The organism is Pseudomonas sp. GM18 (assembly GCF_000282195.1).
Taxonomy (GTDB): Bacteria; Pseudomonadota; Gammaproteobacteria; order Pseudomonadales; family Pseudomonadaceae; genus Aquipseudomonas.
On the sequence record NZ_AKJT01000022.1, the window covers coordinates 25,351 to 45,292 of the forward strand.

General features: G+C 57.7%; 21 protein-coding genes. 17 read left to right on the forward strand and 4 right to left on the reverse strand.

All coding sequences use genetic code 11. From position 1 onward, the window contains the following. The first annotated feature begins 16 nt into the window (after positions 1-16). From PMI21_RS24495 to glmS, 14 genes are all read left to right on the forward strand, one after another. The gene (locus tag PMI21_RS24495) at positions 17-814 is read left to right on the forward strand and encodes a ParA family protein (RefSeq protein WP_007934331.1); all 798 of its coding nucleotides are present in this window, start codon (positions 17-19) and stop codon (positions 812-814) included. 9 nt (positions 815-823) lie between these two features. Then, the gene (locus PMI21_RS24490) at positions 824-1,696 is read left to right on the forward strand and encodes a ParB/RepB/Spo0J family partition protein (RefSeq protein WP_007934333.1); all 873 of its coding nucleotides are present in this window, start codon (positions 824-826) and stop codon (positions 1,694-1,696) included. A gap of 148 nt (positions 1,697-1,844) precedes the next feature. Then, a complete protein-coding gene (locus tag PMI21_RS24485) occupies positions 1,845-2,252 on the forward strand; it encodes a F0F1 ATP synthase subunit I (RefSeq protein ID WP_007934335.1) in 408 nt (135 codons plus the stop codon). 16 nt (positions 2,253-2,268) lie between these two features. Further along, complete coding sequence (atpB, locus tag PMI21_RS24480; RefSeq protein ID WP_007934337.1) at positions 2,269-3,138, forward strand: F0F1 ATP synthase subunit A; 870 nt, start codon at positions 2,269-2,271, stop codon at positions 3,136-3,138. A 133-nt stretch (positions 3,139-3,271) separates the two neighbouring features. Beyond that, on the forward strand, positions 3,272-3,529 hold the full coding sequence (atpE, locus tag PMI21_RS24475; protein WP_003097235.1) for a F0F1 ATP synthase subunit C: 258 nt from the start codon (positions 3,272-3,274) through the stop codon (positions 3,527-3,529). A 58-nt stretch (positions 3,530-3,587) separates the two neighbouring features. Further along, a complete protein-coding gene (locus PMI21_RS24470) occupies positions 3,588-4,058 on the forward strand; it encodes a F0F1 ATP synthase subunit B (protein WP_007934339.1) in 471 nt (156 codons plus the stop codon). A 12-nt stretch (positions 4,059-4,070) separates the two neighbouring features. Continuing rightward, complete coding sequence (locus PMI21_RS24465) at positions 4,071-4,607, forward strand: F0F1 ATP synthase subunit delta (RefSeq protein WP_007934341.1); 537 nt, start codon at positions 4,071-4,073, stop codon at positions 4,605-4,607. Positions 4,608-4,628: 21 nt separating this feature from the next. Continuing rightward, a complete protein-coding gene (gene atpA / locus PMI21_RS24460; protein WP_007934342.1) occupies positions 4,629-6,173 on the forward strand; it encodes a F0F1 ATP synthase subunit alpha in 1,545 nt (514 codons plus the stop codon). 50 nt (positions 6,174-6,223) lie between these two features. Further along, positions 6,224-7,084, forward strand: coding sequence for a F0F1 ATP synthase subunit gamma (atpG, locus tag PMI21_RS24455; RefSeq protein ID WP_007934344.1), 861 nt, complete (start codon positions 6,224-6,226; stop codon positions 7,082-7,084). Between the two features lie 27 nt (positions 7,085-7,111). Beyond that, positions 7,112-8,491 carry a F0F1 ATP synthase subunit beta gene (atpD, locus tag PMI21_RS24450; RefSeq protein WP_007911961.1) on the forward strand — a complete coding sequence of 460 codons (1,380 nt, stop codon included), beginning with the start codon at positions 7,112-7,114 and terminating at the stop codon, positions 8,489-8,491. Positions 8,492-8,536: 45 nt separating this feature from the next. Continuing rightward, positions 8,537-8,962, forward strand: a complete 426-nt coding sequence (locus PMI21_RS24445) for a F0F1 ATP synthase subunit epsilon (protein ID WP_007934346.1) — start codon at positions 8,537-8,539, stop codon at positions 8,960-8,962. A gap of 117 nt (positions 8,963-9,079) precedes the next feature. Then, positions 9,080-10,447, forward strand: a complete 1,368-nt coding sequence (glmU, locus tag PMI21_RS24440) for a bifunctional UDP-N-acetylglucosamine diphosphorylase/glucosamine-1-phosphate N-acetyltransferase GlmU (protein ID WP_007934348.1) — start codon at positions 9,080-9,082, stop codon at positions 10,445-10,447. A 193-nt stretch (positions 10,448-10,640) separates the two neighbouring features. Then, positions 10,641-11,417 (forward strand): DeoR/GlpR family DNA-binding transcription regulator, encoded by a 777-nt coding sequence (locus PMI21_RS24435; RefSeq protein ID WP_007934349.1) that lies wholly within the window; start codon positions 10,641-10,643, stop codon positions 11,415-11,417. A gap of 1 nt (position 11,418) precedes the next feature. Continuing rightward, positions 11,419-13,251 carry a glutamine--fructose-6-phosphate transaminase (isomerizing) gene (glmS, locus tag PMI21_RS24430; RefSeq protein ID WP_007934355.1) on the forward strand — a complete coding sequence of 611 codons (1,833 nt, stop codon included), beginning with the start codon at positions 11,419-11,421 and terminating at the stop codon, positions 13,249-13,251. A 143-nt stretch (positions 13,252-13,394) separates the two neighbouring features. On the opposite strand, the gene PMI21_RS24425 is transcribed toward glmS, so the two are convergent. From PMI21_RS24425 to PMI21_RS24410, 4 genes are read right to left on the reverse strand one after another with little or no spacing between them, the layout of a single operon-like run. Continuing rightward, a complete protein-coding gene (locus PMI21_RS24425) occupies positions 13,395-14,165 on the reverse strand; it encodes an SDR family NAD(P)-dependent oxidoreductase (RefSeq protein ID WP_007934357.1) in 771 nt (256 codons plus the stop codon). Between the two features lie 11 nt (positions 14,166-14,176). Further along, the gene (locus tag PMI21_RS24420) at positions 14,177-15,325 is read right to left on the reverse strand and encodes an oxidoreductase (RefSeq protein ID WP_007934359.1); all 1,149 of its coding nucleotides are present in this window, start codon (positions 15,323-15,325) and stop codon (positions 14,177-14,179) included. Then, positions 15,322-16,560, reverse strand: a complete 1,239-nt coding sequence (locus tag PMI21_RS24415) for an AfsA-related hotdog domain-containing protein (RefSeq protein WP_007934360.1) — start codon at positions 16,558-16,560, stop codon at positions 15,322-15,324. The genes PMI21_RS24420 and PMI21_RS24415 overlap by 4 nt, the downstream gene beginning before the upstream one ends. A 31-nt stretch (positions 16,561-16,591) precedes the next feature. Beyond that, a complete protein-coding gene (locus PMI21_RS24410; RefSeq protein WP_007934361.1) occupies positions 16,592-17,146 on the reverse strand; it encodes an acyl-homoserine-lactone synthase in 555 nt (184 codons plus the stop codon). Between the two features lie 154 nt (positions 17,147-17,300). Between PMI21_RS24410 and PMI21_RS24405 the strand changes: the two genes are divergently transcribed. The 3 genes from PMI21_RS24405 to PMI21_RS24395 all read left to right on the forward strand — a co-directional run bounded on the left by PMI21_RS24405 (position 17,301) and on the right by PMI21_RS24395 (position 19,940). Beyond that, positions 17,301-18,020 carry an autoinducer binding domain-containing protein gene (locus PMI21_RS24405; RefSeq protein ID WP_007934362.1) on the forward strand — a complete coding sequence of 240 codons (720 nt, stop codon included), beginning with the start codon at positions 17,301-17,303 and terminating at the stop codon, positions 18,018-18,020. Between the two features lie 259 nt (positions 18,021-18,279). After that, on the forward strand, positions 18,280-19,182 hold the full coding sequence (locus PMI21_RS24400; RefSeq protein ID WP_007934363.1) for a LysR family transcriptional regulator: 903 nt from the start codon (positions 18,280-18,282) through the stop codon (positions 19,180-19,182). A 131-nt stretch (positions 19,183-19,313) separates the two neighbouring features. Beyond that, positions 19,314-19,940, forward strand: coding sequence for a glutathione S-transferase family protein (locus PMI21_RS24395; protein ID WP_007934364.1), 627 nt, complete (start codon positions 19,314-19,316; stop codon positions 19,938-19,940). Positions 19,941-19,942 lie beyond the last annotated feature (2 nt).

The window sequence follows — 19,942 nt, forward strand, 5'->3', positions numbered from 1 at the left end:
GGGAACACAAGCAAGAATGGCTAAGGTATTCGCGATAGCGAACCAAAAGGGTGGTGTGGGCAAGACCACCACCTGCATCAACCTCGCAGCTTCCCTGGTCGCTACCAAGCGTCGGGTGCTGTTGATCGATCTTGATCCACAGGGCAACGCCACCATGGGTAGCGGTGTGGATAAACACGGCCTGGAAAACTCGGTCTACGATCTGTTGATCGGTGAATGTGATCTGGCCCAGGCCATGCACTATTCCGAACACGGTGGTTACCAGTTGTTGCCGGCAAACCGCGATCTGACCGCGGCCGAAGTCGTTCTGCTGGAAATGCAGATGAAGGAAAGCCGCCTGCGCAGCGCGTTGGCGCCGATCCGTGAAAACTACGATTACATTTTGATCGACTGCCCGCCATCGCTGTCGATGCTCACGCTTAACGCGTTGGTTGCCGCCGACGGGGTCATTATCCCCATGCAGTGCGAGTACTTCGCGCTCGAAGGGTTGAGCGACCTTGTGGATAACATCAAGCGCATTGCCGAACTGCTGAACCCGAACCTGAAAGTCGAAGGCCTGTTGCGGACCATGTACGACCCGCGCCTGAGCCTGATGAACGACGTTTCGGCGCAGCTCAAGGAACACTTTGGCGATCAGCTCTACGACACGGTGATTCCGCGCAACATCCGTCTGGCCGAAGCGCCAAGCTATGGCATGCCGGCGCTGGCGTACGACAAATCATCGCGCGGCGCGATTGCCTATCTGGCATTGGCCGGCGAGATGGTTCGCCGTCAGCGCAAAAATTCACGCACCGCCGCTGCCCAGGCAACTTAAGGAATCCCCATGGCCGTCAAGAAACGAGGTCTCGGACGTGGACTGGATGCACTGCTGAGTGGTCCGACTGTCAGCTCGCTGGAAGAACAAGCGGTGCAAGCCGACCAGCGTGAGCTGCAGCACCTGCCCCTGGACCTGATCCAGCGTGGCAAGTACCAGCCGCGTCGGGACATGGATCCTCAGGCGCTGGAAGAGCTGGCGCAGTCGATCAAGGCTCAGGGCGTGATGCAGCCAATCGTGGTTCGCCCGATTGGCAGCGGCCGCTTCGAAATCATCGCCGGCGAACGCCGCTGGCGCGCCAGCCAGCAGGCTGGCCAGGAAACCATCCCGGCGATGGTTCGCGATGTGCCGGATGAAACCGCCATCGCCATGGCGCTGATCGAGAACATCCAGCGCGAAGACCTCAATCCGATCGAAGAAGCGGTGGCCTTGCAGCGTTTGCAACAGGAATTCCAGTTGACTCAGCAACAAGTGGCCGAGGCTGTGGGTAAGTCCCGCGTCACCGTGGCCAACCTGTTGCGCCTGATTTCGTTGCCGGAAGTCATCAAGACCATGCTGTCTCACGGCGACCTGGAAATGGGTCATGCCCGTGCCTTGCTGGGTTTACCGGAAAACCAACAGGTCGAAGGGGCGCGACATGTTGTCGCACGGGGGCTGACTGTGCGCCAGACTGAAGCACTGGTTCGCCAGTGGTTGAGTGGCAAACCGGAGCCTGTGGAACCGGCAAAACCGGACCCGGATATCGCCCGACTCGAGCAGCGCCTGGCCGAGCGCCTAGGCTCTGCGGTGCAGATCCGCCACGGAAAGAAGGGTAAGGGGCAGTTGGTGATCGGCTACAACTCTCTTGATGAACTTCAAGGTGTGCTCGCACACATCCGCTGAAACAATTCCTCTTGTAGCGTGAAGTCGGAAATCACTACCTGACAGTTGAATAGGGGCAGAACCGCCCCTATACTCTGCGCGCATTTTGTCGGCACAAATTATGCCAAGTTATTGAATTTCGGCAGCCGACCATTGGGGAGCAAAAGTGATGGAAAACCGCACGCCAGACCGCTTGCCTTTCCATCGCCTGGCAGTTTTTCCGGTGTTAATGGCTCAACTTGTCGTTTTGCTGATCGCCGCTTTGGCGCTCTGGCGATGGTATGGAGTCGTTGCCGGGTACTCAGGACTTTGCGGAGGCCTGATAGCCTTGCTTCCCAATATTTATTTCGCTCACAGGGCATTTCGGTTTTCCGGCGCCCGAGCAGCTCAAGCCATCGTCCGGTCTTTTTATGCCGGCGAGGCGGGCAAACTGATTTTGACGGCAGTGCTGTTTGCATTGACGTTTGCAGGTGTGAAGCCATTGGCGCCGTTAGCAGTATTCGGCGTCTTCGTGCTGACCCAACTGGTCAGCTGGTTCGCTCCCCTGCTTATGAGAACAAGACTTTCGAGACCTTAGGGCGTTTGAGGCAACCATGGCAGAAACAACCGCTTCGGGCTATATCCAGCACCACTTGCAGAACCTGACCTTCGGTCAGCTACCCAACGGCGGCTGGGGCTTTGCCCACTCCGCAGCAGAAGCCAAGGAAATGGGCTTCTGGGCTTTCCACGTCGATACCCTCGGCTGGTCGGTCGCATTGGGTCTGATCTTCGTTCTTCTTTTCCGCATGGCGGCAAAGAAGGCGACTACAGGTGTACCTGGTGCTTTGCAGAACTTCGTTGAAGTATTGGTCGAATTCGTCGATGGCAGCGTGAAAGACAGCTTCCATGGCCGTAGCCCGGTGGTTGCACCACTGGCACTGACCATCTTCGTCTGGGTGTTCCTGATGAACGCCATCGACCTGGTACCGGTCGACTGGATTCCTCAGCTGGCCATCCTGATCTCCGGCGACCACCACATCCCGTTCCGCGCCGTGTCGACCACCGACCCGAACGCGACTCTGGCCATGGCCTTCACGGTGTTCGCGCTGATCATTTTCTACAGCATCAAGATCAAGGGCCTCGGCGGCTTCATTGGCGAGCTGACCCTGCACCCGTTCGGCAGCAAGAACATCTTCGTTCAAGCCCTGCTGATCCCGGTGAACTTCCTGCTGGAATTCGTGACCCTGATCGCCAAGCCGATCTCCCTGGCTCTGCGTCTGTTCGGCAACATGTATGCCGGTGAGCTGGTGTTCATTCTGATCGCTGTGATGTTCGGCAGCGGTCTGCTCTGGCTGAGCGGCCTGGGCGTAGTTCTGCAGTGGGCGTGGGCTGTGTTCCACATCCTGATCATCACCCTGCAGGCATTTATCTTCATGATGCTGACCATCGTTTACCTGTCGATGGCGCACGAAGAGAACCATTAAGACCAGTCTCGACTGGTCTGATGTCCCACCCGGTCAAACGGGTGGGTGCCCTGAACGGGCTATGAAACGATTTGTTTTACCGCTTTAAAATCTAAAAAACCTAAACCATACGACGTAAAAGTCGGGAGGAAAGATGGAAACTGTAGTTGGTCTAACCGCTATCGCTGTTGCACTGTTGATCGGCCTGGGCGCACTGGGTACCGCAATTGGTTTCGGCCTGCTGGGCGGCAAGTTCCTGGAAGGTGCAGCGCGTCAGCCAGAAATGGTTCCAATGCTGCAAGTTAAAATGTTCATCGTTGCCGGTCTGCTCGACGCCGTAACCATGATCGGTGTTGGTATCGCTCTGTTCTTCACCTTTGCGAACCCGTTCGTTGGTCAGATCGCTGGCTAATTACTCGGATCTTCCGGGTAATTTGGTGTGATGGACAACGTAACTGCGAGGTGTTGGCGTGAACATTAATGCGACCCTGATTGGCCAGTCCGTTGCGTTCCTGATTTTTGTACTGTTCTGCATGAAGTTCGTATGGCCTCCGGTCATTGCGGCTCTGCACGAACGTCAAAAGAAGATCGCTGATGGTCTGGACGCTGCCAGCCGAGCAGCTCGCGACCTGGAGTTGGCCCAAGAGAAAGCGGGTCAGCAACTGCGCGAAGCGAAAGCTCAGGCAGCTGAAATCATCGAGCAAGCCAAGAAACGCGGTAATCAGATTGTCGAAGAGGCTGTTGAAAAAGCCCGTGTCGACGCTGACCGTGTGAAGGTTCAGGCTCAGGCCGAGATCGAACAGGAACTGAACAGTGTCAAAGACGCGCTGCGTGCCCAAGTGGGCTTGCTGGCAGTCGGCGGCGCCGAGAAGATCCTGGGTGCAACAATCGATCAAAACGCGCACGCAGAGCTGGTTAACCAACTGGCTGCTGAAATCTAAGCGAGGGCGATCATGGCAGAACTGACCACGTTGGCCCGACCTTACGCTAAGGCGGCCTTCGAGCACGCTCAGGCCCACCAGCAACTGGCCAATTGGTCAGCCATGCTCGGCCTGGCTGCTGCGGTGTCGGAAGACGACACCATGCAGCGCGTGCTCAAGGCCCCGCGACTGACGAGCGCAGAAAAGGCCGCCACGTTTATTGACGTGTGCGGCGACAAGTTTGATGCCAAGGCACAGAACTTCATTAACGTCGTTGCCGAAAACGACCGTCTCCCGCTGTTGCCGGAGATCGCCGCTCTGTTCGACCTGTACAAGGCCGAACAGGAGAAGTCGGTAGACGTTGAAGTCACCAGTGCTTTCGCATTGAACCAAGAACAGCAAGACAAACTCGCCAAGGTTCTCAGTGCACGACTCAACCGGGAAGTGCGCCTGCAAGTTGCGGAGGACGCTGCCCTTATTGGTGGTGTCGTCATCCGCGCCGGCGACCTGGTTATCGATGGCTCGATTCGCGGCAAAATCGCGAAACTTGCCGAAGCATTGAAATCTTGAGTTTGAAGGGGCAGCAGAGCAATGCAGCAACTCAATCCTTCCGAAATAAGTGAAATTATCAAGGGCCGCATCGACAAGCTCGATGTGACCTCCCAAGCCCGTAACGAAGGCACTGTCGTCAGCGTATCTGACGGTATCGTGCGGATTCACGGTCTGGCCGACGTAATGTACGGCGAGATGATCGAGTTTCCGGGCGGCGTCTTCGGCATGGCCCTCAACCTGGAGCAAGACTCCGTAGGTGCCGTTGTATTGGGCGCATACCAGTCTTTGGCTGAAGGCATGAGCGCCAAGTGCACTGGCCGCATCCTCGAAGTTCCGGTTGGTAAGGAACTGCTGGGTCGCGTAGTCGACGCACTGGGTAACCCTGTTGACGGCAAAGGTCCACTGGGCAACACCGAGACCGACGCGGTCGAGAAAGTTGCTCCAGGCGTGATCTGGCGTAAGTCGGTAGACCAGCCTGTACAGACTGGCTACAAGGCTGTCGATGCCATGATCCCTGTCGGCCGTGGCCAGCGTGAGCTGATCATCGGTGACCGTCAGATCGGTAAAACCGCTCTGGCGATCGACGCGATCATCAACCAGAAAGACAGCGGCATTTTCTGCGTCTACGTAGCAATCGGTCAGAAGCAATCGACCATCGCCAACGTGGTTCGCAAGCTGGAAGAAAACGGCGCCCTGGCCAACACGATCATCGTGGCTGCCAGTGCTTCGGAATCTCCTGCGCTGCAATTCCTGGCACCGTACTCCGGTTGCACCATGGGTGAATTCTTCCGCGACCGCGGTGAAGACGCGCTGATCGTTTATGACGATCTGTCCAAGCAAGCAGTGGCTTACCGCCAGATTTCCCTGCTGCTGCGCCGTCCACCAGGCCGTGAAGCTTACCCAGGCGACGTGTTCTATCTCCACTCCCGTCTGCTGGAGCGCGCATCCCGCGTTTCGGAAGAGTACGTAGAGAAGTTCACCAACGGCGCAGTGACCGGCAAAACCGGTTCCCTGACCGCACTGCCGATCATCGAAACCCAGGCTGGCGACGTTTCCGCGTTCGTTCCGACCAACGTGATTTCCATCACCGACGGTCAGATCTTCCTGGAATCGGCCATGTTCAACTCGGGCATCCGCCCTGCAGTGAACGCCGGTGTTTCGGTATCCCGTGTGGGTGGTGCCGCTCAGACCAAGATCATCAAGAAGCTGTCCGGTGGTATCCGTACCGCTCTGGCTCAGTACCGTGAACTGGCGGCATTCGCCCAGTTCGCTTCTGACCTGGACGAAGCGACCCGTAAGCAACTTGAGCATGGTCAGCGCGTTACCGAGCTGATGAAGCAGAAGCAATACGCACCAATGTCGATCGCTGACATGGCGCTGTCGCTGTATGCCGCTGAGCGTGGGTTCCTGACTGACGTTGAAATCGCCAAGATCGGCAGCTTCGAACAAGCGCTGATTGCTTTCTTCAACCGCGATCACGCCGACTTGATGGCGAAGATCAACGTGAAAGGTGACTTCAATGACGAAATCGACGCTGGCATGAAAGCCGGTATCGAGAAGTTCAAGGCCACCCAAACCTGGTAAGCCGCAGCGGGAGCCGCAAGGCTCCCGCTTGCTAACCTGATAGGTGTTACATGGCAGGCGCAAAAGAGATTCGCAGTAAGATTGCGAGCATCAAAAGCACGCAAAAGATTACCAGCGCCATGGAAAAAGTGGCGGTCAGCAAAATGCGCAAGGCACAAATGCGCATGGCTGCTAGCCGTCCTTATGCGGAGCGCATCCGCCAGGTTATTGGGCATCTGGCCAACGCCAACCCGGAATACCGCCATCCGTTCATGATCGACCGTGAAGTAAAGCGTGTTGGTTATGTTGTGGTGAGCAGTGACCGTGGTCTGTGCGGCGGCTTGAACACCAACCTGTTCAAGGCCCTGGTCAAGGACATGGCGGTAAACCGCGAAAACGGCGTCGAGATTGATCTGTGTGTCGTTGGTAGCAAGGGTGCGGCCTTTTTCCGCAACTTCGGCGGTAACGTCGTTGCAGCTATCAGCCACCTGGGTGAAGAGCCGTCGATCAATGATCTGATTGGCAGCGTCAAGGTGATGCTGGATGCCTATCTGGACGGCCGTATTGACCGCCTGTCCGTGGTGTCCAACAAGTTCATCAACACCATGACGCAACAGCCTACCGTGGAGCAGTTGATTCCACTGGTGGCAACCCCGGATCAAGAACTCAAGCACCACTGGGACTATCTCTACGAACCGGACGCCAAAGAGCTGCTTGACGGCTTGATGGTCCGTTACGTCGAGTCGCAGGTCTACCAGGCGGTGGTCGAGAACAACGCGGCTGAACAAGCTGCGCGGATGATCGCGATGAAGAACGCTACCGACAACGCCGGTGATTTGATCAGCGATTTGCAGCTGGTCTACAACAAGGCGCGTCAGGCTGCGATCACCCAAGAGATCTCGGAAATCGTCGGCGGCGCTGCCGCGGTTTAACGGTTCAAATATTCAGAGGATCCAGCTATGAGTAGCGGACGTATCGTTCAAATCATCGGCGCCGTTATCGACGTGGAATTTCCACGCGACAGCGTACCGAGCATCTACAACGCGCTGAAAGTAGTGAGCGCGGCTGAAACCACTCTGGAAGTTCAGCAACAGCTGGGCGACGGCGTGGTTCGCACCATTGCGATGGGTTCCACAGAGGGCCTGAAACGCGGTCTGGAAGTTACCGATTCTGGCGCAGCCATCTCCGTACCGGTCGGTAAAGCGACCCTGGGCCGGATCATGGACGTCCTCGGTAACCCGATCGACGAAGCTGGTCCGATCGACACCGAAGAGCGTTGGGGCATTCACCGCCCAGCACCTTCGTTCGCTGAACAGGCAGGCGGCAACGACCTGCTGGAAACCGGCATCAAGGTTATCGACCTGGTTTGCCCGTTTGCCAAAGGCGGTAAAGTCGGTCTGTTCGGTGGTGCCGGTGTAGGCAAGACCGTAAACATGATGGAACTGATCCGTAACATCGCCATCGAGCACAGCGGTTATTCCGTGTTCGCCGGTGTGGGTGAGCGTACTCGTGAGGGTAACGACTTCTACCACGAGATGAAGGATTCCAACGTTCTGGACAAAGTGGCACTGGTTTACGGTCAGATGAACGAGCCGCCGGGTAACCGTCTGCGCGTAGCCCTGACCGGCCTGACCATGGCCGAGAAGTTCCGTGACGAAGGTAACGACGTTCTGCTGTTCGTCGACAACATCTATCGTTACACCCTGGCCGGTACTGAAGTATCCGCACTGCTGGGCCGTATGCCTTCCGCAGTAGGTTACCAGCCGACCCTGGCTGAAGAGATGGGCGTTCTGCAAGAACGTATCACTTCGACCAAGGAAGGTTCGATCACTTCGATCCAAGCGGTATACGTACCTGCGGATGACTTGACTGACCCGTCGCCAGCGACCACCTTCGCCCACTTGGACGCTACTGTCGTTCTGTCCCGTGACATCGCTTCCCTGGGTATCTACCCAGCGGTCGATCCACTCGACTCTACTTCGCGCCAGTTGGACCCGAACGTAATCGGCCAGGACCACTACGACACCGCTCGCGGCGTCCAGTACGTTCTGCAGCGTTACAAAGAACTGAAGGACATCATTGCGATCCTGGGTATGGACGAGCTGTCGGAAGCCGACAAGCAGTTGGTAAACCGTGCTCGTAAGATCCAGCGTTTCTTGTCGCAGCCGTTCTTCGTGGCTGAAGTCTTCACCGGTGCTTCGGGTAAATACGTTTCCCTGAAAGACACCATTGCTGGCTTCAAAGGCATCCTCAACGGTGACTACGACCACCTGCCAGAACAAGCGTTCTACATGGTCGGCGGCATCGAAGAAGCGATCGAGAAAGCCAAGAAACTGTAATCCCGGCGCCCGGCAACGGGCGCTAATTTAGGTTGAGGCAATCAGATGGCTATGACAGTCCATTGCGATATCGTCAGCGCGGAAGGGGAAATCTTCTCCGGCCTGGTCGAGATGGTGGTTGCGCACGGTGCACTGGGTGATCTTGGTATCGCCCTGGGTCACGCGCCGCTGATCACCAATCTCAAGCCGGGCCCGATCCGCCTGATCAAGCAGGGCGGGGAAGAGGAGGTGTATTACATCTCTGGTGGTTTCCTCGAGGTTCAGCCGAACATGGTCAAGGTTCTCGCCGACACCGTGCAACGCGCTGCCGACCTGGACGAAGCCGCAGCTTTGGAAGCCGTTAAGGCTGCCGAGAAAGCCTTGCATGAGCGAGGCGCGGAATTCGATTACGGTTCTGCTGCCGCACGTCTGGCCGAGGCTGCAGCTCAGCTGCGCACCGTCCAGCAGATCCGCAAGAAGTTCGGCCACTAATCGGCCATCGACTTGTTGTGCGATTGATTAAAAAGGGTAGCCTCGGCTACCCTTTTTTCTTTTCCGATATTCATCACCTGGTCGCAGTTGCTGACCACCCAGGATTGGTAGCCAGTCATGTCCCTTGAAATCGTTATCCTCGCTGCCGGCCAAGGCACTCGCATGCGTTCGGCCTTGCCGAAAGTCCTGCATCCGATTGCCGGTAATTCAATGCTTGGCCATGTTATCCACAGCGCCCGGCAACTTGATCCACAGCGCATCCACGTGGTGATCGGCCATGGTGCCGAAGCGGTGCGCGAGCGTCTGGCCGCCGATGATCTGAATTTCGTCCTGCAGGACCAACAGCTGGGTACCGGTCATGCGGTGGCCCAGGCGGTGCCGTTCATCGAATCCGACACCGTGCTGATTCTCTACGGCGATGTGCCGTTGATCGAAGTCGACACCCTGCAACGTCTGCTCAAGCACGCTGCACCGCAGCAATTGGGCCTGCTGACCGTCGAACTGGATGACCCGACCGGCTACGGCCGCATCGTCCGTGATGCCGCCGGCAAAGTGACTGCCATCGTCGAGCAGAAAGATGCCAACGCGGCTGAGCGTGCGATCACCGAAGGCAATACCGGCATTTTGGCGGTGCCTTCCCGGCGTTTGGGCGATTGGCTGGGCCGCCTCTCCAACAACAATGCCCAGGGCGAGTACTACCTGACCGACGTGATTGCCATGGCGGTCAGTGATGGTCTGGTGGTGTCCACCGAACAACCCCATGACGCCATGGAAGTGCAGGGCGCCAACGATCGCAAACAACTGGCCGAGCTTGAACGTCATTATCAACTGCGCGCCGCTCGCCGTTTGATGGCTCAGGGCGTAACCCTGCGCGACCCGACGCGTTTCGATGTGCGTGGTGAGGTTACCGTTGGTCGCGATATCCTGATCGACATCAACGTGATCCTCGAGGGCAAAGTGGTCATCGAGGACGACGTGGTGATCGGCCCGAACTGCGTGATCAAGGACAGCACCCTGCGCAAAGGCGTGGTGATCAAGGCTAACAGCCATATCGAAGGCGCGATTCTCGGCGAAGGCAGCGACGCTGGCCCGTTCGCTCGTTTGCGTCCCGGCACAGTGCTGGAAGCTCGCGCGCATGTGGGTAACTTCGTTGAACTGAAGAACGCTCACATGGGCGAAGGCGCCAAGGCCGGTCACTTGACGTACCTGGGCGATGCGCAGATCGGTGCGCGCACCAACATTGGCGCGGGCACCATCACCTGCAACTACGACGGTGCCAACAAGTGGAAAACCGTGCTGGGTGAAGATGTGTTCATCGGCTCCAACAACTCGTTGGTGGCGCCTGTGGATATCTCGTCGGGTGCGACCACGGCGGCCGGTTCGACCATTACCCAGAATGTGGATAACGCTCAGTTGGCCGTGGGCCGGGCTCGGCAGAAGAACATCGACGGCTGGAAGCGGCCGGAGAAGATCAAGAAGAGTTAAGTTATCCACAGATCAAAAGATCGCAGCCTCCGGCAGCTCCTACAGAGTGAACACGAATTCCCTGTAGGAGCTGCCGAAGGCTGCGATTTTTTTTGAGTTATCCACACATCTTTTTTCTGATGCTGGCTTGACGAAGTTTCGCTGATAGGCTTTGATTGCTTACGTTATCTTTCGAATCGAAACTTACCAAGCCATGTCGAAGCGCAACACGCCCCAACGCCGCCACAATATCCTCGCCTTGCTCAATGAGCAGGGTGAAGTCAGTGTGGACGAACTGGCCAAACGCTTCGAAACCTCGGAAGTTACGATTCGCAAGGATCTGGCGGCGCTCGAAAGCAACGGTCTGTTGCTGCGTCGTTATGGCGGCGCGGTCACCATGCCCCAGGAACTGGTCGCCGACATCGGCCAACCGGTTTCGAAATACAAGCAGGCCATTGCCCGCGCCGCCGTCACGCGGATTCGCGAGCATGCGCGCATCATCATCGACAGCGGCAGTACCACCGCCGCGATGATCCCGGAACTCGGCCAGCAACCGGGCCTGGTGGTGATGACCAACTCCCTGCATGTCGCCAACGCGTTGACTGAACTCGAGCACGAACCGGTGCTGTTGATGACCGGTGGTACTTGGGATCCGCATTCCGAATCCTTCCAGGGTCAGGTGGCAGAGCAGGTACTACGCTCATATGACTTCGATCAGTTATTTATTGGCGCCGATGGCATCGATCTGGTGCGCGGGACCACCACCTTCAATGAATTGCTGGGACTGAGCCGTGTCATGGCCGAGGTCGCCCGCGAAGTGATCGTGATGGTCGAGGCCGACAAGATCGGCCGCAAGATCCCCAATCTGGAGCTGCCTTGGAGCAGCGTCCATACCCTTATTACCGATGATCGCCTGCCGCTTGAGGCCCGCGATCAGATTCAGGCCCGCGGCATCAATGTGATTTGCGCCGCTGTCAGTCAGGAGAAATAGCATGTGTGGAATTGTCGGTGCAGTCGCAGAACGGAACATTACCGCCATCCTGCTCGAAGGCCTCAAGCGTCTGGAATACCGTGGTTATGACAGCGCCGGCGTGGCGGTGTACACCAACGATGAAAAACTCTTGCGCCTGCGTCGGCCGGGCAAGGTCAGCGAACTGGAACAGGCGCTGATCGAAGAGCCTCTGGTCGGTCGTCTGGGCATTGCCCACACCCGCTGGGCGACCCACGGCGCGCCATGCGAACGCAACGCTCACCCGCATTTTTCGGGCGATCTGGCGGTGGTGCACAACGGCATCATCGAGAACCACGAAGCCCTGCGCGAGCAACTCAAGGCCTTGGGCCACGTGTTCACCTCGGACACGGACACTGAAGTCATCGCCCATCTGCTCAACGAAAAACTCAAAGAGCAGCCCGACCTGACCGCGGCCCTGAAAGCGACCGTCAAAGAACTGCACGGCGCATACGGTCTGGCAGTGATCAGCGCTCGGCAACCGGATCGCCTGGTAGCAGCCCGCAGCGGCAGCCCATTGGTGATCGGTCTGGGCCTGGGTGAAAACTTTCTCGCCTCCGACCAGTTGGCCCTGCGCCAGGTCACTGACCGCTTCATGTACCTGGAAGAAGGCGATATCGCCGAAATTCGCCGCGACAGCGTGCAGATCTGGGACATCAACGGCGCGCTCGTCGAGCGTGAAAGCGTTCAGTACCGTGACGGTGCCGAAGCCGCCGACAAAGGTGAATTCCGGCATTACATGCTCAAGGAAATTCACGAGCAACCGGCCGTGGTGCAACGCACCCTCGAAGGGCGCCTGAGCCAAAATCAGGTGCTGGTCCAGGCGTTCGGTCCACAAGCGGCCGAGCTGTTCGCCAAGGTGCGCAATGTACAGATCGTTGCCTGCGGTACCAGCTATCACGCCGGTATGGTTGCCCGTTACTGGCTCGAAGAGCTGGCCGGCATCCCGTGCCAGGTCGAAGTCGCCAGCGAATTCCGCTATCGCAAAGTGGTGGTGCAGCCCGATACCCTGTTCGTGAGCATCTCCCAGTCGGGTGAAACCGCCGACACGTTGGCCGCGCTGCGCAACGCCAAGGAACTGGGTTTCCTTTCCAGCCTGGCAATCTGCAACGTCGGCATCAGCTCCCTGGTGCGTGAATCGGACCTGACGCTGCTGACCCAGGCCGGTCGCGAAATCGGCGTGGCATCCACCAAAGCCTTCACCACTCAATTGGTGGGCCTGTTGTTGCTGACCCTGGCCCTGGGTCAGGTTCGCGGCACGTTGGCCGCAGGCGTCGAAGCCACTCTGGTCGAAGAACTGCGTCGCCTGCCGGCCCGTTTGGGCGAAGCCCTGGCCATGGACAGCATTGTGGAGAAAATCGCCGAGCTGTTCGCCGAGAAGAACCACACACTGTTCCTCGGTCGCGGTGCGCAATTCCCGGTGGCGATGGAAGGGGCGCTCAAGCTCAAGGAAATCTCCTACATCCACGCCGAAGCCTACCCGGCGGGCGAGCTGAAACATGGCCCGCTGGCGCTTGTGGATAACGACATGCCAGTGGTCACCGTGGCACCGAACAACGAGTTGCTGGAGAAGTTGAAGTCCAACCTCCAGGAAGTCCGCGCCCGCGGCGGTGAGCTGATCGTCTTCGCCGACGAGCAGGCCGGCATGACCAATGGTGAAGGCACTCATGTTGTGCACATGCCGCACATCCACGACATCCTGTCGCCGATCCTCTACACGATTCCGTTGCAGTTGTTGTCGTACTACGTGGCGGTGTTGAAAGGTACTGACGTTGATCAACCACGCAACCTGGCGAAGTCGGTGACGGTGGAATAAGTTATCCACAGGTGATCGAAACCTGATCCTTCGCCACACACAAAACGACCCGCCATGTGCGGGTCGTTTTGTGTGTGCTGTCTTGCCTTCTGAACGCGTTCACTCCATCCACGGCTGGCGCCTGCGATGAAGCAGTTTTCAGATCAGAATTTGCCGCTTGCGTAGCCGCCATCGATGGGCATGACCACACCCGTGACGTAGGACGCTTGATCGCTGAGCAGCCAGAGTACGGCGTTTGCCACTTCACCCGCCGTGCCGAAGCGTTTCATGGAAGTGACGTTGATTTTTCTTTGGGTGTTTTCCGGTGCCGCTTTCAAGCGTGCTTCGCTGTTCATGCCGCCCAGAATAGGGCCAGGGGCAACCGCGTTGACGCGGATGCATCCTCCATCTTCCAGCCTGGCGTTTTCGATGGACGCCACCTGGGTCATGCCGTTGATGGCCTGTTTGCTGGCGACATAGGCCACTTGGCCGCCAATAGGGACCACGCCGGCACAGGACGATGTGTTGACGATGGCGCCTGTGCCCCGGCCGAGCATGATTTGCAGTTCATGCCGCATGCAGTGGTAAGTGCCGTTGACGTTGATGTTCATCACCTTCATCCAGTCATCCGGGCACGAGTCCGCCAGCGTGCCATAGCGGGCGGTCACGCCTGCATTGTTAAAGGCGCAATCGAGCCTGCCGTAGAGGGATCGAATGGTGTCGAATGCTTGCTCTACCTGAGTCGGGTCGGCGACATCGCAGGCAATGAACCGGCAGCGTTCACCCAGACGGTCTGCCAACTGCGCACCTTTTTCCGCGTCTCTGCCGAACACAATCACATCGGCTCCCGCCTCGATCAGGCGTTCGCTGACACCCTCGCCAATCCCGCTGGTTCCACCTGTTACCAGGCACACTTTTCCTGTGAAGTCGTACATGTGTCGCATCCTTATGCCAACGAGGGTCTCAAGTATTTCGGGTTCACGCAGCAATACACCCGGTCCAGGCGCGGATTGCTTTTGTCGCTGAAGCATTGACTGTCCCACTGGCATTTATGGATGTCGTTGGAACGGCCCTGAAGCGTTTTGTTGATCAGGTCGTTGTCGGCGAACAGGGCCCTGGACATCCCCACCCAGTCGCAGACGCCATCGGCCAGCAAGTGTTCGGCCTTGTCCAGCCCATCGATGAAGCCGGCATACCCCACCGGTACCGTCGACACCGCCTTGATGGCCCTGACACCGGCTTGCAGGTAGTCATCCATCGTGGAGGAGTGGACGATCAGCTGGCCGAAAGTTGCGCCCATGCACATCGAACACTCCAGTGCGGCAACGCCGGCCTGGCAGAGGGCCTGGACGGTTTCCTTGATATCCGGGAATTGCAGCCCCTGATCCCCCAGACGATCGTCGATACCCAGCCTGATGGTGACGATCAGCGCACCCTGCGTTCGTTCGCGAATGGCCCGGACCACTTCTAGCAGCAGGCGGGCACGGTTCTCTTCGCTGCCGCCGTAACGATCCGTGCGCTTATTGGTGTGTGGGGACAGAAAGCTGCTCAGCAGATAACCGTTGGACGCCTGCAATTGCACCAGTCGGGCACCGTTAGTCCAGGCCAGCCAGGCGGAATGGGCAAACTGCTCGATCACCAGGGCAATGTCGGCTTCGTCCATGATCCGAACCCGATAGTCCGGATCAAGCTTGGACACGCGCGGGCAGGGCACGCCACTGGGCGTCAGCACGGCAACGCCGGTGTGCGTCGTAGTGCCCTGACCACCGTAATGCTGCAACTGCACACCCACTGGCGTGTTGACGCGCTCAGCCATCTCGAACATGGCTTTGAGCGATTCGCCCTGGTGTTGCTCGAACAGCCCGAGCCCGGTGCTCTGCAGTCGGGACTGGGGCGATACCGTGGCGTTGCACAGAAACGCCATGGAACAGCCGCCCTCCATGATGCCCTGATAGAACTCGATCATGGCGGGCGTCACGCACCCGCTGTGATCGGCCAGATCCACGCCCATCGAAGCGAAAAACAGACGATTGCGCAGCTCCAGCCCGCCTGCCAGCCGAAGCGGCTCAAGCACATGGGGATAACGGTTCGTCATGCCTCGGCCCTTTGATCTGGCATTGGCGACGTCTGGCTGGACGTCATCCAGACCGGCTGCTCGAGAGCGGGGACGGGGGCTGTTTCCTGATGGGAGAAGTAAGTGAACTGCTTGAGCACTTCTCGCCATTTGAATCGCAGCTGCGAATCCAGCTCCGCCAGTTGCAGTTTGAGCTGGCGGCCCTTTGGCGCATCCGTTTCATGTACCGATTGCACAGGCAGGCTGATCATTCCCTCGTTTTCCAGATACAGATAGACATGCCCCTGCGCGGGCGTGTCGAGCGGGCTGTCACACTGCATTTGCAGTCCGGCCATTGAAAGCAACTCCAACCGGCCGGCCAGATGATGACCGGATTCAAGGCGTACCAGCACTTCATGCCGTATACCTTTGAGCGGCCGGAACCAGTGGGCCGGATCGATATTGATGTTTCGCATGCGCTTGAAGACCGGCATTTTGATGACTTCGCCGTGTAGCCGGATATCGGCCACCAGTTCGCCCCTCTGGAAGAAACGTGCGCGTTTGTCGACTTTTCGTGCCCGAGGTTGTGCCAGTTCGTCGTAATCGCCGACGAGTACGTCGACCTGAAAGGACGACTCGGTGTAATGGGGAAAGCTCGACAGCAGGTCCACGATGGAAATCGACACCTCCCCACGCGTGTACCCACTGTGTTCGTAGAATTGCGCGTACATGGCCTGGCGGGCGGCTTCGATCAACATCAGGCCGGGAACGTGTTCGTGGTGCTTGCGGTAAAAGAAGTAATTGGAGGTGTCGTTGAACAGGGTGAAGTACAGCAGGCCTTGCTGTGGGCAACCGTCCAGCTGCTTGAGGACATCGTGCACCCGCCGCCGTTGGCCGACGTCGAGAATGTCGTCGTAACCCAGCAGTTGCGCCAGCTTGGCTTCGGTACTTTCCAACACCCAGACACCGGTCAGTATCAGGTGATCGGTGGCTTTTTCGTAGCAGGCCAGAAGCTCTGGCAGACAGGCCGACATACCCGCCTGTTCGAGTTCGTCCAGGCCGATAATCGTCGGTAACGAGCGCAGCACCAGTCGATCGCTGTCCAGGCGATAGGCCTGGTTTACGGTGTCGAGATCCGCTGGATCAAGGTTCGCCCGCTGAACGATGGCGGCGGACAGCCAGGCGGGTAGCTGGTGGCGAGCGTCGTAAATCAAGACATCGTCATCGTGGCCTTTATGGACGATGTCTTTTCCAACCTTCCTTTCCATGTCGATCATGATCTTCCCTCTGTGTTGAACGTTGGTTTTCCTACTGCACGGTGATGTAACAGGCCCCCAGGGTACGGTTGTCCAGCACTTGGGGCGGCGCGAGCCATTTGAAATCGATACCGCCGCGCTTCAACAGACGACCGATAGCGACAGGGGAAACCGACACCAGATGCGAAACACCGCGGGTTTTGGCGTAATCCAGGGTGGCCATGAACAGGCCGACGGTGGTTTCGTCGGACATCATTTGTTCGTCTTTGCCGGCAGGAGCATCGAGGTCCAGAGAGGTAAAGCGTGACAGTTCCCAAATGTCATCCTGGCAAGGGGCAGGAACGTCGCCCAGCAATGAGGTGAACACTTCACTCAATAGATACGGCTGGGTGGTGGGTAAAAGGCGTGCGCATCCTTTTATGTTTCCGTCGTCCTGTTCCGCGACGATGTAATGAGTGCCACTATGGTCAAACTGGTCGAACTCGAAGTCGGCAGGGGTCGACAATTGCCAGCCGAGGCGTTCAACGAACACCTGATACCGATAATGTGCCAACCGCTGACGCTCTACTGTCGTTAGCTCGTCATAACGTCCTGACATGTAATCCATCACATCTTCCTTTTAGTGACTTATTGGGTTCCGATTAGAGCGCACGGTGAGATTGCGCACTACCTGTCACCCTTGACAGCTATCGGAAACATTTGGAAATATGCTAGGCATGTTGGCACGACGCCGATAGCAATAAAGAAGAGAAGGAATCTCTATGTCGCACTGGCAGGCTGAACTGTTGGAAAATGCTATGTCTGCAACGGATGTCGAATTATTGTTCGACAATATTAAGAACGTTGCCCGGCAGTTGGAGTTTGACTATGTGGCTTATGGCTCGAGAAGACTCTTCCCTATCACCAAGCCTAGCCTGTTACTCCTCAACAATTATTCACCCGTTTGGCAGGCGGCCTACTCGGACAATCGCTACCTGGAAATTGACCCCTACGTTATCCGGGCACTGAGAAGCGTAAAACCCGTGCTGTGGGATGCTGAACTCAAAGCCCAGGCTCCCGATTTCTGGCAGGAAGCGCAATGTCATGGGCTCTCGGAGGGATGGGGGCAAACCCTGCTCAATAGCGAGGCACAGGGCCTGGTGACGTTCGCCCGCGGCAGCGACCCGATCACCGCCCTGGAGCTCGAGACCAAACAGGCTGAGCTCTCCTGGCTTGCACAGATCACCCATTTGGGCATGACTCGATTACAGCTGCGGGGGGTGGGATCTGTTCTACCGGTACCCATTGAGTTGTCTCAACGGGAAAAGGAAATTCTGCAATGGACCGCTGATGGAAAAACATCGGACGATGTTTCCATCATCTTGGGCATTACCAAGAGAACGGTCAATTTCCATATAAACCATTGCCTCAAAAAACTGGGTTGCCAAAACAAGATTGCCGCTGCGGTCAAGGCGTCCCTTATGGGGCTTCTCTGGAAATAATTACCGTTGGTGAGCAAATCGATGTTGGGTTTTTAATGAACCAACTAGTGGGTACCAGAAAGGGCTATGCTCAAGAACTAACATCCGTTATTTGCTTATTGAATAAGCTTATTCTCAGAATGTTATTTTTTGAGTGCAATTAATTAGTCAAAAACTTAAGTTATGTAGACACCGCTGACACTCTATATTTACGCTACACAACCCTAAGAATCGCGGCCTACGGTGGCGATTTTTTTTATCTGAATGAAGGACATGCCCGATGGACCGATTCCAGGAAATGCAGGTCTTCGCTGCCGTCGCCCAGGAACAAGGCTTCTCGGCGGCGGCGCGGCGTTTGGGGATGTCGGCGGCCAGCGTCACCCGGGCGGTGGCGGCGCTTGAGCAGCGCATTGGCACTCAGTTGCTGACGCGCACCACCCGCAGCGTGCATTTGAGCGAGGCGGGTCAGCGTTATCTGGAGGACTGTCGGAGAATTCTCGCCGAGGTGCAGGAAGCCGAGGATTCGGCCGCCGGGAGCCATGCCCAGCCCCGTGGGCAACTGACGATCACGGCACCGGTATTGTTCGGCGATTTGTTCGTCACACCGCTCATGGTCGGTTACCTGACTCAATTCCCTGAAGTCAGCATCAACGCTGTACTGGTCGATCGGGTGGTGAGCATGGTCGAGGAGGGCATTGATGTGGCCGTGCGCATCGGTGAGTTGCCTGACAGCAATCAGCATGCAATTCGAGTGGGCGAAGTGCGGCGGGTGATCTGCGCTTCCCCCGGTTTCCTGACTGACCATGGTCGGCCTCGGCATCCTGCAGATTTGAGCCGCGCCCCGATCATCGCCACCTCGTCCATTGGGCAGCCCAGAAGCTGGCCGTTCCTTGAAGCGGGAGAGCCGATCAGCGTTCGTCCGGAGCCACGTCTGGTGGTCTCCGCCAATCAAGCGGCGATCACTGCCGCCGCCATGGGCCTGGGACTGACCCGAGTCCTGTCGTATCAAGTGGCGAGCAAGATCGCCGCCGGTGAACTGGAAATCGTTCTGGCTGACTTCGAACTGCCGCCATTGCCCATTCATGTGGTCTACCAAGGTGGGCGCAAGGCCCCGACGCGGGTTCGCAGTTTTGTGGACTTTGCGGTGAAAGTGCTGCGCGAACACCCGGCCCTGCACGGCTGAAGGGTTATTGCGCTGGCTGAAATAATGGATTGCGTTTGCTGGTTATTCTGTTGCTTTGGTTGCAGATGGAAGATAGCCCTCCATCGGCGCTGATCTTTCCTGAGCGGCGCCACCACCCAGCGGAGTCGACCATGCAAGCGATCAAACTCTACAACTTCCCACGTTCCGGCCATGCTCACCGTGTAGAGCTGATGCTGTCGTTGTTGCAACTGCCGACCGAGCTGATCTTCGTCGACCTGGCCAAGGGCGCACACAAACAAGCGGATTTTCTTGCGCTCAACCCCTTTGGTCAGGTTCCGGTGATTGAGGATCAAGGCATGGTGCTGGCTGACTCCAACGCGATCCTGGTCTACCTTGCGCAGAAATACGGCAACGGTCGCTGGCTGCCAACCGATCCGGTCGGTGCAGCCAAGGTTCAGCGCTGGTTGTCGGTCGCCGCCGGGCCGATTGCCTTTGGCCCTGGCAGGGCAAGGCTGATCACTGTATTCGGTGCGCCTTACAACGCTGAAGAGGTGATCGCTTATTCCCATACCTGGCTCAAAGTGATCGATCAGGAACTGGGTGCAACGGCCTACCTGGCTGCCAATGAGCCGACCATCGCCGACATCGCCGCGTACAGCTACATCGCCCATGCCCCGGAAGGCAATGTGTCGCTGGACGACTACGCCAACATCCGCGCCTGGCTGGCGCGGATTGAAGCCTTGCCAGGGTTTGTCGGCATGCCGCGCACCGTTGCCGGTTTGCAAAAAACTGCCTGATG